16 protein-coding genes are annotated in these 13,303 nt (G+C 71.9%); 8 read left to right on the top strand and 8 right to left on the bottom strand.

Annotated elements, in window-relative coordinates:
* Positions 1-342: 342 nt before the first annotated feature.
* Positions 343-1,830: a leucyl aminopeptidase gene (locus B9B60_RS07140; protein WP_084450495.1), complete on the bottom strand. Its 1,488-nt coding sequence runs from the start codon at positions 1,828-1,830 to the stop codon at positions 343-345.
* A gap of 83 nt (positions 1,831-1,913) precedes the next feature.
* Here B9B60_RS07140 and gcvT point away from each other — a divergent pair, with 83 nt between their 5' ends.
* Both gcvT and B9B60_RS07130 read left to right on the top strand, forming a co-directional pair.
* The gene (gcvT, locus tag B9B60_RS07135; protein ID WP_084450494.1) at positions 1,914-3,020 is read left to right on the top strand and encodes a glycine cleavage system aminomethyltransferase GcvT; all 1,107 of its coding nucleotides are present in this window, start codon (positions 1,914-1,916) and stop codon (positions 3,018-3,020) included.
* Positions 3,017-3,235 (top strand): hypothetical protein, encoded by a 219-nt coding sequence (locus B9B60_RS07130; RefSeq protein WP_072624385.1) that lies wholly within the window; start codon positions 3,017-3,019, stop codon positions 3,233-3,235. Before gcvT ends, B9B60_RS07130 begins: the two co-directional genes overlap by 4 nt.
* Positions 3,236-3,244: 9 nt before the next feature.
* Here the strand turns inward: B9B60_RS07130 and B9B60_RS07125 are convergent, their stop codons facing one another.
* Complete coding sequence (locus B9B60_RS07125) at positions 3,245-3,817, bottom strand: DUF3043 domain-containing protein (protein ID WP_084450493.1); 573 nt, start codon at positions 3,815-3,817, stop codon at positions 3,245-3,247.
* A 65-nt stretch (positions 3,818-3,882) separates the two neighbouring features.
* On the opposite strand from B9B60_RS07125, the gene B9B60_RS07120 reads away from it, so the two are divergent.
* Together B9B60_RS07120 and B9B60_RS07115 are read left to right on the top strand one after the other, a co-directional pair.
* The gene (locus B9B60_RS07120; RefSeq protein ID WP_143445479.1) at positions 3,883-5,247 is read left to right on the top strand and encodes a dipeptidase; all 1,365 of its coding nucleotides are present in this window, start codon (positions 3,883-3,885) and stop codon (positions 5,245-5,247) included.
* 12 nt (positions 5,248-5,259) lie between these two features.
* Complete coding sequence (locus tag B9B60_RS07115; RefSeq protein WP_084450491.1) at positions 5,260-5,856, top strand: hypothetical protein; 597 nt, start codon at positions 5,260-5,262, stop codon at positions 5,854-5,856.
* 27 nt (positions 5,857-5,883) lie between these two features.
* Here the strand turns inward: B9B60_RS07115 and B9B60_RS07110 are convergent, their stop codons facing one another.
* Both B9B60_RS07110 and B9B60_RS16850 read right to left on the bottom strand, forming a co-directional pair.
* Positions 5,884-6,606 (bottom strand): hypothetical protein, encoded by a 723-nt coding sequence (locus B9B60_RS07110; RefSeq protein WP_084450490.1) that lies wholly within the window; start codon positions 6,604-6,606, stop codon positions 5,884-5,886.
* A complete protein-coding gene (locus B9B60_RS16850; RefSeq protein ID WP_143445478.1) occupies positions 6,603-6,869 on the bottom strand; it encodes a hypothetical protein in 267 nt (88 codons plus the stop codon). Before B9B60_RS16850 ends, B9B60_RS07110 begins: the two co-directional genes overlap by 4 nt.
* Positions 6,870-7,434: 565 nt before the next feature.
* On the opposite strand from B9B60_RS16850, the gene B9B60_RS07100 reads away from it, so the two are divergent.
* Complete coding sequence (locus B9B60_RS07100) at positions 7,435-7,932, top strand: O-acetyl-ADP-ribose deacetylase (protein ID WP_084450488.1); 498 nt, start codon at positions 7,435-7,437, stop codon at positions 7,930-7,932.
* Here B9B60_RS07100 and B9B60_RS07095 read toward each other — a convergent pair.
* Entirely contained in the window at positions 7,908-8,075 is a 168-nt protein-coding gene (locus tag B9B60_RS07095) for a zinc-binding dehydrogenase (RefSeq protein WP_159451168.1), read from the bottom strand. The genes B9B60_RS07100 and B9B60_RS07095 overlap by 25 nt on opposite strands.
* Positions 8,044-8,412, bottom strand: coding sequence for a quinone oxidoreductase family protein (locus tag B9B60_RS07090; RefSeq protein ID WP_084450486.1), 369 nt, complete (start codon positions 8,410-8,412; stop codon positions 8,044-8,046). Before B9B60_RS07090 ends, B9B60_RS07095 begins: the two co-directional genes overlap by 32 nt.
* Positions 8,413-8,509: 97 nt before the next feature.
* Between B9B60_RS07090 and B9B60_RS07085 the strand changes: the two genes are divergently transcribed.
* Positions 8,510-9,550, top strand: coding sequence for a glutathione S-transferase family protein (locus B9B60_RS07085; RefSeq protein ID WP_084450485.1), 1,041 nt, complete (start codon positions 8,510-8,512; stop codon positions 9,548-9,550).
* Between the two features lie 28 nt (positions 9,551-9,578).
* Here the strand turns inward: B9B60_RS07085 and B9B60_RS07080 are convergent, their stop codons facing one another.
* Together B9B60_RS07080 and nadA are read right to left on the bottom strand one after the other, a co-directional pair.
* On the bottom strand, positions 9,579-10,241 hold the full coding sequence (locus B9B60_RS07080) for a maleylpyruvate isomerase mycothiol-dependent enzyme family protein (protein WP_084450484.1): 663 nt from the start codon (positions 10,239-10,241) through the stop codon (positions 9,579-9,581).
* Between the two features lie 126 nt (positions 10,242-10,367).
* Positions 10,368-11,579 carry a quinolinate synthase NadA gene (gene nadA, locus B9B60_RS07075; protein WP_143445476.1) on the bottom strand — a complete coding sequence of 404 codons (1,212 nt, stop codon included), beginning with the start codon at positions 11,577-11,579 and terminating at the stop codon, positions 10,368-10,370.
* A gap of 40 nt (positions 11,580-11,619) precedes the next feature.
* Here nadA and B9B60_RS07070 point away from each other — a divergent pair, with 40 nt between their 5' ends.
* Together B9B60_RS07070 and B9B60_RS07065 are read left to right on the top strand one after the other, a co-directional pair.
* A complete protein-coding gene (locus B9B60_RS07070) occupies positions 11,620-12,786 on the top strand; it encodes a glycerate kinase family protein (protein WP_084450483.1) in 1,167 nt (388 codons plus the stop codon).
* A gap of 117 nt (positions 12,787-12,903) precedes the next feature.
* On the top strand, positions 12,904-13,284 hold the full coding sequence (locus B9B60_RS07065) for a HesB/IscA family protein (protein WP_072624396.1): 381 nt from the start codon (positions 12,904-12,906) through the stop codon (positions 13,282-13,284).
* Positions 13,285-13,303 lie beyond the last annotated feature (19 nt).

The following is a 13,303-nucleotide window of genomic DNA, read 5'->3' as shown; positions in this document are numbered from 1 at the left end:
CCTGGGCCCGCAGACACGGGGGCTGGGGGTGGCCCTAAGGAAAAGTCCCGACTCCTGCCGCACGCATCTCACGAGGCGTAGCAGGGTCGGGACTTTCCCATGAGTCGGGCCGACCCCCACCCCCGTATCTGCTCGGCGTGGTCCGCCCCGGGCCCGAGGTGAGGGCTCCGAGGAGCGGGCACAGGGTGGGGGTCGGCCCGACTCATGAAGAAGTCCGGCTGCCCGCATGACGTGACGTGTCATGCTCAGCGGCCGGACTTCTTCTTAGGGCCACCCCCAGCCCTGTGCCCGCGGAGGTGCCCTTCGAGACGGTCGCGGGGCGACCTCCTCAGGGACCGGGTGTCAGGCGAGGTTGGCGAGGTGCTCCAGGAGGGTGCCGACGGCGACGCCGGTGGCCCCCTTGGGCAGGTGGCCGGTGGCGCCGCCCTCGTTGAAGGAGGGGCCGGCGATGTCGAGGTGGGCCCAGGGGATCAGCTCGCCGTCGGCGTCCTTGGCGAACTCCTGCAGGAACAGGCCCGCGGTGAGGGCGCCGCCCATGCGGTCGCCCTTGTGGGCGATGTCGGCGGTGGGGGAGTCGAGGCCGGCGCGCAGGGCCGTCGGGAGCGGGAGCGGCCAGCTCGGCTCGTCGGCGCGGTCGGCGGCCTCGGTGATCGCCGTGCGCAGCTCCTCGTCGTTGCCCATGACGCCGAAGATGTGCGGGCCGAGGGCGACGACGCAGGCTCCGGTGAGGGTGGCGACGTCGAGGATCTGGTCGGGGCCGGACTCGGCGGCCAGGGACATGCCGTCGGCGAGGACCATGCGGCCCTCGGCGTCGGTGTCGAGGATCTCGACGGTCATGCCGTTGCGCATGGTGACGACGTCACCGGGGCGCTGTGCGTTGCCGCCGGGCATGTTCTCGGCGAGGCAGAGGTAGCCGGTGACCGCGACGTCGAGCTCGAGCTCGGCGGCGGCGACGACGGTCGCGGCCACGGCGGCGGCGCCGGCCATGTCGGACTTCATCGTCGCCATGCTGGCGGAGGGCTTGATGCACACGCCGCCGGTGTCGAAGGTGATGCCCTTGCCGACGAGCGCGACGTGCGGCTTCTTGCCGCGCGGGCTGTAGGAGAGGGTGACGATGCGCGGCGGGCGGCTGCTGCCCTGGCCGACGCCGACGATGCCGCCGAAGCCGCCCTCGACGAGCGCCTTGTCGTCGAGCACCTCGACCTTGAGCTTGCCGGAGGAGGCCTTGGCCACCTGCTGCACCTGCTCGGTGAAGGACTGCGGGTAGAGCAGGTTGGGCGCGGTGTTGACGAGGTCGCGGGCCCAAGCGACGTTGCGCGCGATGGTCGCGGCCGTCTCGAGGACCTCCTTGGGGGCGGCCTTGCGGTCGAGCGAGGAGAAGACGGTGACCTCCCGCTCCTCCTGCTCGCCCGCAGCGGACTTGTGCGCGGTGAAGGTGTAGTCACCGGCCAGCGCGCCCTCGCCGATGGCGGCCAGGTCGGCGTCGTCGTCGTGGGGGAGGGCGATGGCGACGGAGCCCTTGCCCGCGGCGCGGACGGCGGAGCCGGCGGCACGACGAAGGGAGTCGGTCCCCCCTTCGCCCTGCTCCTCGCCCAGCCCGACGAGCACGACCTTGGTGGCCTTGAGGCCGGGGACCGCGGGGATGGTGGTGGTGGCGCCGACCGTGGTGCTCACCTCGAGAGCCGGCAGGACCGCCTCCAGGTGCGCTGCGGCGGACTTCGGCAGGTCCGCGCTCGCGACGGCGGTCGGCTGCGAGCCGGTGACACCCAGGACGAGGGTGCGGCCGGACCAGGCGGCGAGGGAACGGGAACCGAGGATCAGCGAGGGCACGTGAAGGGCACCTTTCGGGCGGGAGGACGGTGGATGTACCACGGGCAGGCTATCCCGGATGCCGAGACGGTAGCGTCTGGGTCATGACCGCCAGTGACGCCCTGCGCACCTCGCCGATCCACGAGCGCCACGTCGCGCTCAACGCCAAGATGGCCGACTTCGGGGGCTGGGAGATGCCCATCGAGTACCCCGGCGGCGGGGTCGTCGCCGAGCACACGGCCGTGCGCGAGCGGGTCGGCATCTTCGACGTCAGCCACCTGGGCAAGGCCCGGGTCTCCGGCACCGGCGCGGCCGAGCTGGTCAACTCCACGCTGACCAACGACCTCGGCCGGATCGGCCCGGGCAAGGCGCAGTACACGTTGTGCTGCAACGAGTCCGGTGGTGTCGTCGACGACCTCATCGCCTACCTGCGCAGCGACGACGACGTCTTCCTCATCCCCAACGCCGCCAACACCGCGACCGTCGTCGCGATGCTCCAGGAGGCCGCGCCCGAAGGCGTCGAGGTCACCGACCTGCACGAGGACTACGTCGTGCTCGCCGTCCAGGGGCCCCAGAGCGACGAGGTGCTCACGTCGATGGGGCTGCCCGTCGACCACGACTACATGTCCTACGACGACGCCCAGTGGCAGGGGCACGACATCACCGTCTGCCGCACCGGCTACACCGGAGAGCGCGGCTACGAGCTCGTCGCCCCGGCCGCCGCCGGCCTGGAGCTGTGGGACGCGCTCGTCGAGGCCATGGCTCCCTTCGACGGGCTGCCCTGCGGCCTCGGTGCCCGCGACACCCTGCGCACCGAGATGGGCTACCCGCTCCACGGCAACGACCTGTCGCCCGAGATCACGCCGGTCATGGCGCGCTCGGCGTGGGCCGTCGGGTGGGACAAGGAGTCCTTCTGGGGCAAGGACGCGCTCGTCGCCCAGCGCGTGGCCAAGTCCTCGCGCCTGCTGCGCGGCCTGCTCGTCACCGGCCGCGGGATCCCGCGCAGCCACTGCGCGGTGCTCGTCGACGGCGCCGAGGTCGGTGAGGTCACCTCCGGCACCTTCAGTCCGACGCTCAAGCAGGGCATCGCGCTCGCGCTGCTCGAGCGGTCGGTCGCCGAGGGCGACGAGGTCGTCATCGACGTGCGCGGCCGCGAGGTCGCTGCCACGGTGACCAAGCCCCCCTTCGTCGAGGTGCAGGTCAAGGCATGAGCGAGGAGTTCACCGAGACCTACCGCTGGCGCCTCGAGGACGAGGCGGGGCAGCCGCTGGCGTCCGAGCACTCGGTGCCCTTCCCGACGCAGGCCGACGCCGAGGCGTGGTTCACCGAGTCCTGGCAGGACCTCGCCGACGCCGGCGTGGCCCAGGTCAGCCTGCTGCGCGAGGCCGAGGTCGTCTACGGCCCGATGCCGCTGTCGGCCGGCTGAGCGAGGGCCTCAGAGGCTCGCGCCGCGCTCGACCTGCGGCTTGGGCATGCGCGTGCGGCGCATCTGGAAGGCCCGCATGCTCTGGTACATGCCCAGGCCGCGCAGCGGGGTGTCGGCGCCGAAGCGCTCGAGGATCTTGACCTTGGTGCGGCGCCACAGCAGCCACACGTCGACGACGGCGATGAGGATGAGGACGTAGACGCCGAGGAAGACGTAGGTCGCCCAGGTCCCGGCGAAGAGGCTGAGCACGAGCACCGCGAGCATGAGCGGCAGGAGCAACTCGCCGAGGTTGAAGCGCACATCGACGCTGTCGCGGACGAAGCGCCGCACGGGACCCTTGTCGCGCGCGGGCAGGTGCCGGTCGTCGCCGGTGACCATGGCCTCGCGCATCTTCATCGAGGCCTCACGACGGGCCTCGCGGTCGGCGCTCTTGGCCGCCTTGCGGTCGTTGGTGACGAGGGGACGCTTGCGTGCCGCCTCCTGGTCACGCCGCTTGGGCGTGGGCCGGTTCTTGGCGCCCTCGCGGTGGGGGCGCTCCTGCACCGGGGAGGCGGGCTTCTCGTCCTTCTTGCGTCCGAACACGAGGAGAACTCTAGGTGCACCGCGCCGGTCGGTCGGAGCCGGTCGTCCGCGATAGCGTCTGCCGCGTGACCGACACCACCCTTACCGCAGACCAGATCGAGACCCTGCGCGCCCGCGTGCGCGAGCTGATGCCGCAGGTGCGCGCCGACCTCGAGGACCTCACCCGGATCCCGAGCGTCAGCCTCGACTCCTTCGACCAGGCCCACGTCCAGGCCTCCGCCGAGCGCACCGCCGAGCTGTTGCGCGCGGAGGGCCTCGACGTCGAGATCGTGAGCGAAGGGGGACGCCCCGCCGTCATCGGGCACGTCGACGGCCCCGAGGGCGCGCCGACCGTGCTGCTCTACGCGCACCACGACGTGCAGCCGCCCGGTGACCTCGACGACTGGGACTCCGACCCCTTCGAGCCGGTCGAGCGCGATGGTCGCCTCTACGGCCGCGGCGCCGCCGACGACAAGGCAGGCGTCATGGCGCACGTCGCCGCGCTGCGCGCCCACTCGGGCAACCTGCCGGTCGGTGTGACGATCTTCGTCGAGGGCGAGGAGGAGATCGCCAGCGAGTCGCTGCCGCGGCTGCTCGAGCGTCATGGCGACCGCCTGACCTCTGATGCGATCGTCCTCGCGGACTCGCTCAACTGGGCCATCGGCACGCCCGCGCTCACGACGACCCTGCGCGGCTCCCTTCGCGCCGTCGTCACCGTGCGCACCCTCGACCACGGCGTGCACTCCGGCATGTTCGGCGGCGCCTGCCCCGACGCGATCACCACGCTGTGCCGGCTCATGGCGACCCTGCACGACGACCAGGGTGACGTCGCGATCGAGGGGCTCGTCCACGAGGACGCGACCGAGATCGACTACGACGAGGCGCGGCTGCGCGAGGAGTCGGGGCTGCTCGACGCCACCGAGCTCATCGGCACCGGCTCGATCCCCTCGCGGCTGTGGACCAAGCCGGCCGCCGTGGTCATCGGCATCGACGCGCCCGCCGTCGACGAGGCGGGCAATGTCCTCGCCGCGAGCGCCCGCGCCAAGATCAACCTGCGGCTCAACCCGACCCAGGACCCGGCCGAGGCGTGGGAGGCGCTGCAGCGCCACCTGCAGGAGCACGCCCCGTGGGGTGCGACCGTCGAGGTCGAGCTCGACGAGCAGGGCTGGGGCTTCGCGGCCGATGCGCAGGGCCCGGTCTACGACCAGGCGCGGGCGGCCTTCGCCGACGCGTGGGGCAACGACCCGGTCGACGTCGGGATCGGTGGGTCCATCCCCTTCGTCCAGGCATTTGCGGAGAAGTTCCCCGACGCCGCGATCCTCGTGACCGGCGTCGAGGACCCCGACACCCGCGCCCACGGGGCCAACGAGTCGCTGCACCTGGGCGAGTTCGAAAAGGTGTGCACCGCGGAGGCGCTGCTGCTGGCCCGCCTCGGCGCGATGCGCGGCTGACGAGGAGCTGACGTGCCCCAGAGCGCCGAGGAGATCTTCGAGCTGGCGAGGACGCGCACCGACGCGCCCTCGCTGGACTTCGTCGAGTGGCCCGCCTTCCCCTGGGTGGCCGATGGTGGTCGCGTGGTCGCCAAGGACCTGCTCCCACCGGCCGTGGCCGACCGCGTCCGCGACGGCGAAGGGGGTGGCGACTGCTGGCGCTGCGACCACCCCGACGAGGGGGTGGTCTGGAGCAACGAGCGCTGGGTGCTCTCGGCCGATCGCGAGGGGCGCGGCGGTCTGCTGGCGTTGTGGTTGCAGACCCGCGAGCACATGGACTTCGGCGACATGGACGAGGACCTCGCGGGGGAGTGGGGGCGGCTCGTGCACCGCCTGCACAACGCGATGCTCGCCCTGCCCAACGCCGGTCGCGTCCACCTCGGCAAGTGGGGCGACGGGAGTGCCCACCTGCACACCCTCGCGATGGTCCGGCCGGCGCGACTGCCCCAGGTCATCGGCTCCTTCGCCGTCGAGTGGGACGACATCCTGCCCAAGGTCCCCGAAGACGTCTGGCAGCGGGAGGTCGACGAGGTCGTCGCGGTGATGGCCAACGCGGAGGCCTGGGGGTGAGTCGCCGGATCGTCCGACGGAGTGCCCCTACGGTCCGGGCGCAGCCTGTCGGAGCACCGCGATCGCCACGCGTGCATCTGGCGTGAGGCTGACGCCCGAGAAGGGATCGTCCAAGCGCCGAAGAGCCGGGTGCAGATGATGCACGTCGCGTGGTGTCAGGGGGTCGAGGTCAAGATCGCGAGACCGCAGCAGATGCAACAGCACGGCGAGGTCGTGGAGGTGTCGCGCTGGTCGCGGGTCGTCGTTGGCGAGTGCCGCGGCCTTGGCGACCAAGCAACCCACCAGTCTCGGTCGAGGAACGGCGCCCTCGACGGTGCCCACGCGAAGCGTCACAGTGGTCGTGCGGTCCAGGGCCTGCTGGACCCCGTGGGACGCGAGGATGGGACGTCCAGCGACATCCAGCCGCTCGGCTCCTGTCGCGGCGGGGACGAGTACGTCGACAGTGGCTTCGCCCCTGGTCCACCGAACTTGTGGCCCGTCGGGGGACGTGGTGCGGGGAGAAAAACCCATGTCGGCGAGGGCACCGGTCACTCTTCGAGCCACACCCGGATCGGCACGCACATCCAACCCGGCGTCGCCGTCGTCGGTGGGCCTCGCCGTGATGCCGCCTCGCTCCCACACGTGGAGGTGGATCATCTGTCCTCCGATCACCGTCCAGCCGCCGGGAACTCGCCGCGCCAGCTCCAGCAGGGCGTGCCACGACTGCTCATGCGCGCGCAGGAGGGTGGGCGCGACGACGAGGGCGGTCATGAGTCGCTGCCAGCCGCACCGCGGAGCATCCGGAGTGCTTGTTCGTCCTCTCGCGGCGAGGCCCAGTCGGCCAGGGCGAGGAGCACTCGGGCGGGGGTCACGGGTGCCTCATCGACATGGAGGACGACGTTGGCCGGCTGACCGGTCGGTGGTGGCACCAGCCGGTGGCGTGCCACGACGTCGTCGACCTCGGTGGGGGCGACGTGGCCCTCGAACTCACCTGCGGGTGCCATCCCCGACAACGGGTGACTGATGCCCGTCACGGCCACTCCCGGATCATCGGCAACTGCTTCCGGGGATCCGAGGTGGACCAGAGCCAGACGCCGACCCCCAGGTGGGATCCAAGCGCGCAGGAGCGCCATGGCTTCAGGATCGTCGACGAGTTGGCGGGCGCGGGCCCGCGCCCGTGAGCGATCGCGATCGGTGGCAGCGTCGAGAAACGGAGAGGGAGCTCCGAGGAGCTCGTCGAGAGCGCCAAGGAGGGTCGCGGCCGACCGTGGGGACAGGGGCCTGCGGCGACGAGACTGGTGGACCTTCATCGACGCCACGGCCGACGCGGGGACGAGGAGCGCGTGTCCCATCCTCCGGGCGGGCAGGGCGCCGGACTCGATGAGCTGCCGGACGCGACGGTCGGACAGGCCGAGGTGCCGCGCCGCCATGGCCACCGGGACGTAGTCATCCAACTCCATGCCACAAGTATTCCGGCTAGGGAAGGGTTATGGCAAGGATGCGTTCGTCCCCGCTGGTGGGACCAAGCAGTTCGTCCCCGCTCCTCCGCCCGTACCTCGCCACATCTCCACGGGTCTTCAGCGGGTGGAGACTGGCCCCATGCCGACGCTCACCGCAGTGCAGGGAGACATCACGACCCAGCAGGTCGACGCGATCGTCAACGCCGCCAACACCGCCATGCGCGGGGGCGGGGGAGTCGACGGTGCGATCCATCGTGCGGGAGGCCCGGCGATCCTCGAGGACTGCATCTCCCGCTTCCCCGACGGCCTGGCGACGGGTGACGCCGGGTGGACGACCGCGGGGAACCTCCCTTCGCGCTGGGTCATCCACACGGTCGGGCCCAACCACGCAGCGGGACAACGCGACCGGTCCCTCCTCACCTCCTGCTACCGGCGCAGCCTCGAGGTTGCCGACGAGCTGGGCGCGCGCTCGGTGGCCTTCCCGCTCATCAGCGCCGGTGTCTACGGCTGGCCCAAGGACGACGCGATCGCGGCTGCCGTCGCGACGATCAGGGCCGCGCGGACCACGGTCGAGGAGGTGCGGGTCGTCGCCTTCGACGAGGCCACCTTCGATCAGGTGGCAGCGCGCTTGGCCTGAGGTGCCCTGACGACGACCGAGCCGACCTTGCGACCGGTGTCGACGTGGGTGTGGGCCGCGCACAGCTCGTCGAAGCCGTAGGTGCGATCGACGACCGGCCGGTACGCGCTGCTAGCGAGGAGTCGCTCGAGGTCGGCGGCCACCTCTGTCGTCGCGGGGATAGGGGAAGCGCACGTGCCGCCGACCCAGCCGCCGCGTGACGGGGGAGGCGGCCGCGAGGTGCAGGACCGGGACGCCCTCGCCGAGGGCCTCGACCACCCCGGAGTACTCGGATCCGAGCACCGTCACCCGCGGTCGCGGCCACCCGCAGACGAGCCGGTTGATCCACGGCCGGCCGGAGCGGTAGGCGGTGTCCGTCCGGTTGACCGTCGTCGCGTGGACCCGGACGAGCAGCTCGCCCGGGCCGGGGGTGGGGTCGGGGATCGTCTTGTGGCGGAGGACGTCGGGTCCGCCGTACCGTGAACGGGTCGCTGCTCGCACGGAACCACCATGGCGAGCGACGGGGGAGGTGCGCCATGGGGGGAGGCCCCCGGTGTCACCACTGGAAATAAGTTCAACTTTCAACTAAAGTGGTGGCATGACACAGGGCAGCTACGTCGAGAAGGAATTCACCCGCGACACGACCTACATCGAGGACCGGATCACCTCGGACGGGTCGAGCGGCTGGCCGGTGGAGCCGGGGCGCTACCGCCTCGTCGTCTCCCGGGCCTGCCCGTGGGCCAACCGGGCGATCATCGTCCGCCGCCTCCTCGGCCTCGAGGACGTCATCTCGATGGGGATCACCGGCCCGACGCACGACGCCGACAGCTGGACCTTCGACCTCGACCCCGGCCACCTCGACCCGGTCCTGCAGATCCCGCGGATCAAGGACGCCTACCTCGCGCGCTTCCCCGACTACCCGAAGGGGATCACCGTCCCCGCGATGGTCGACGTGCCGAGCGGCCAGGTCGTGACCAACAACTTCCCGCAGATCACCGAGGACTTGTCGACCCAGTGGCGCGAGCACCACCGCGAGGGGGCTCCCGACCTGTGGCCCGAGCACCTGCGCGAGGAGATGGCGGTCGTCAACAAGCGGGTCTACACCGAGGTCAACAACGGCGTGTACCGCTGCGGCTTCTCCGGCGACCAGGCCGCCTACGAAGCCGCCTACGACCGGCTGTGGACCGCGATGGACTGGCTCGAGGAGCGGCTGTCGACCCGCCGCTACCTCATGGGCGAGCACATCACCGAGGCCGACGTGCGCCTCTTCACGACCCTGGCGCGCTTCGACCCCGTCTACCACGGCCACTTCAAGGCCAATCGCTCCAAGCTGTCGGAGATGCCGGTCCTGTGGGCCTATGCCCGCGACCTCTTCACGACGCCCGGCTTCGGTGACACGACCGACTTCGTGCACATCAAGAGCCACTACTACGAGGTCCACCGGGACATCAACCCGACGGGTATCGTGCCCGCGGGCCCGGACCTGGCCAACTGGCTGGAGCCGCACGGTCGCGAGGAGCTGGGCGGATCCCCCTTCGCCCCGGGGGCCACGCCCCCCGGCCCGCCGAGCGAAGGGGAGCGGGTTCCCGTCGCGCACAACCCCCTGCTCGACGAGACCGGGATGGTCCGCTCCGTCTGACCGCGTGCCGGCGCGGGCGAAGGGGAGGTCAGCCGCCCAGGCGCTCGCGTACCGTCGCGGCCCCGTCCCCGCCGATCCGGTCGAGGTAGGCCGGCCGGCCGCTCATGACCATGGCGAGCGCCTCGGAGGTGCCGGTGGCCGTGGGGCCGGGGTCGCCCCCTTCGTCCGTGGGGTCGTGGACCCAGTCGGTGTCGGTGGCCTCCCACCGCAGGCCGTCGAGGAGCCCCGGCGTCGGGACGAAGGACTCGTGGCCGCGCGGGGAGACGATGATCTCCAGAGCCGCCTGCCAGTGCTCCAGGGGGACGGTGGCGTCCAGCCCCTGCGGCTCGGCGAGGTCACGCAGGTGGATGCACGAGTCGGTGAAGGGGCCGGCCCAGCCGATGTACCAGGGCTTCGACCCGGTGCGGGCGGGGTGCCGCAGCTCGGCCGCGATCTGCGCGAGCGGACGGTCACCGAGCCGGGCCGCGTGCACGTCGCAGGCGCGGGCCATCGACCGGTGCCGGGCGGCCGTCAGCAGGAAACGCCACGACGGCACGTGCACCGGCTGCAGCATGTGGCCGGCGAGGGTGCGCACGTCCCAGTCAGTGCACAGCGTGGCGTCGCGAGCGTGGCCCTCACCTAGGGAGTCGAGGACATCGGCGAAGAGCCGCCGGTTGTCGGCGGTCCGGGCGAGCAGCTGGGTGTCGTCCACCGGCCCAGCCTGTCAGGGGCACTCGACAAGAGAAACCCTCCCTTCGCAAGGGTTTGGAACTCCTGCGAGGAGAGGGTTTCTCGGGTGACCCGGAAATCGTGGGGCCGATGTGACGCCGGAGCCGCCTCAGTCCTTCGACGTCTCGCCCGGCAGCGCGAGCATCTGGTCGAGCGCGACCTTGGCCCAGTGGGCGACGTCGGGGTCGACGGTGATCGGGTTGACGACGCGGCCCTCGACGAGCGACTCGAGCGCCCAGACGAGGTGGGGCAGGTCGATGCGGTTCATCGTCGAGCAGTAGCAGACGTTCTTCTCGAGGAAGCTGATCTGCTGGTCGGGGAACATCTGGCCCAGGCGCTGGACGAGGTTGAGCTCGGTGCCGACGACCCACTTCGTGCCGGCCGGCGCCTGCGAGACCACCTTGATGATCCGCTCGGTCGAGCCGACCTCGTCGGCCAGCTCGACGACCTCGTGACGGCACTCGGGGTGGACGATGACCTTGACGTCCGGGATCTCGCGCCGGGCCGTCTCGACGGCGTCGACCGTGAAGCGCCCGTGCACCGAGCAGTGCCCGCGCCACAGGATCATCCGCGCGTCGCGGATCTGCTCGGGCGTCAGGCCGCCCATCGGCAGGTGGGGGTTCCACACGACGCAGTCGTCGAGGTCGCGGCCGAGGTCGCGCGCCCAGGTGTTGCGGCCGAGGTGCTGGTCGGGCAGGAAGAGCACCTTGCCGGTGCCGTCGACCCCGCCCGTCTGGTCGAAGGCCCAGGTCAGGGCGGTCTGCGCGTTGGAGGAGGTGCAGATGGTCCCGCCGTGGCGCCCGGTGAAGCTCTTGATCGCCGCCGAGGAGTTCATGTAGGTCACCGGGATCGTCGACTCGGCGACGCCGGCCTCGACGAGCTCGTCCCAGCACTCCTGCACCTGGTGCAGTGCGGCCATGTCGGCCATCGAGCACCCGGCGGCGAGGTCCGGCAGCACGACGGTCTGCTCGTCGCTGGTGAGGATGTCGGCCGACTCGGCCATGAAGTGCACGCCGCAGAAGACGATGTAGGGCGCGTCGGGCCGCGCTGCCGCCTCCTTGGCCAGCTTGAAGGAGTCGCCGGTCGTGTCGGCGAACTCGATGACCTCGTCACGCTGGTAGTGGTGCCCGAGGACGAAGACCCGGTCGCCCAGTGCCTCCTTGGCCGCGCGGGCGCGCGCCACGAGGTCGGGGTCGGAGGGCGCGGGCAGGTCGCCCGGGCACTCGACGCCCCGCTCGGAGTGCGGGTCGGTGCCCTGCCCGAGGACGAGCAGGGAGAGGGGCTTCGGCGAGGACTGCGTCGGGGCGCTCACGGCAGGCATGATCCCACAGCGGCGCCGAGCGCCTCGGTAGAGTCCACGCGTGCACGTGCTCATCGCGCCCGACTGCTTCACCGGCACCCTCACCGCCACGCAGGCGGCCGAGGCGATGGCCACCGGCTGGCGCCGGCGTGCCCCCGACGACCTGCTGACCCTCGTGCCCCTCTCCGACGGTGGCCCCGGCTTCCTCGACGTCATCGCCACCAGCCGCCCCGGTGACTCGACGATCGTCACGGTGAGCGGCCCCCGCGGCGGCTCCGTGCCGGCGGTCCTGCACATCACCACCGACGAAGGGGGGACCCGCACGGCCTGGGTGGAGTCGGCCCAGGCGATCGGCCTGCACCTGCTCGACGCGACCGAGCGTGACCCTCGGGTCACCACGACGCACGGGCTGGGCGAGCTGCTCGACGCCGCCCTGGCCCAGGACGTGCAGCGCATCGTCGTCGGCCTCGGCGGGTCGGGCACCAACGACGCGGGCGCGGGCATGCTCGCGGCGCTCGGCGCCGGGCCGCGCGAGGCGCTGGGTGGCGGGGGAGCGGGTCTCATCGCCGTCCGTGAGCCGGACCTCGCCGGGCTGGCCGCCGCGCGCGAGCGCTTCGCCGGGGTCGAGCTCGTCGCCGCGACCGATGTCGCCTCCCCGCTGCTCGGCCTGCAGGGCGCGAGCGCAGTCTTCTCCGAGCAGAAGGGCGCCACGCCCGAGGAGGCGCAGGTCCTCGAGGGCGCGCTGGGGCACTTCGCCGACGTCGTCCGGCGGGTGCTGCCCCCGGGCACCGACCTGCTCACCGGACGCGAGCGCCGTCTCGACCGAGAGCCCGGCGCCGGCGCCGCCGGCGGGGTCGGTTACGCCCTGCTGCTCCTCGGCGGTCGCCGGGTGAGCGGGGTCGAGACCGTGCTGTCGGCCGTCGGTCTCGAGCGGCTCGTCGCCGCCGCCGACCTCGTCATCACCGGCGAGGGGTGCCTCGACTGGCAGAGCCTGCAGGGCAAGGTCGTCGCCGGGGTCGCCGAGCTCGCCTCGGCCCACGCCACCCCCGCGGTCGCGCTCGCCGGCCAGGTCCTCATCGGGCGGCGCGAGGCCATGGCCATGGGCCTGGCGGGTAGCTACGCCGTGGCGGACAAGCACGCCGACCTCGCCCCGGTCATGGCCGACCCGGTGGGCACCCTCGCCGACCGGGCCGAGCGGGTGGCCGCCACGTGGTCACCGCGACGGTGACCCCCCTTCGCCCCTGACGTATGGTGGACGTGCGGGAACAACCAGCCCACCAGCCGTGTTGACCCCGTCGTGGCGGACCCCGTCACCCATCGAGACCCCGAGCCGTGAGGACATCGCATGAGCGTCCAGGACACCCAGGCCACCACCCCCGAGACCACCGACGCCGCCGAGAGCCACGGCGTCATCCTCACCGACGTCGCCGCCGGCAAGGTCAAGTCGCTGCTCGAGCAGGAGGGTCGCGACGACCTGCGCCTGCGCATCGGCGTCCAGCCGGGTGGTTGCTCCGGTCTGATCTACCAGCTCTACTTCGACGAGCGCGCCCTCGACGGTGACCTCGTGCGCGACTTCGGCGGTGTCGAGGTCGTCGTCGACCGGATGAGCGCCCCCTACCTCGGTGGCGCGACCATCGACTTCGCCGACACGATCGAAAAGCAGGGCTTCACGATCGACAACCCCAACGCCGGCTCCTCCTGCGCCTGCGGCGACAGCTTCAGCTGACCGACGCTCTCGCGACGCA

Source organism: Janibacter indicus (genome assembly GCF_900176385.1).
Lineage (GTDB): Bacteria > Actinomycetota > Actinomycetes > Actinomycetales > Dermatophilaceae > Janibacter > Janibacter indicus.
Note: the sequence above shows the minus strand (reverse complement) of the source record. Positions and strands in the feature narration are given on the sequence as shown.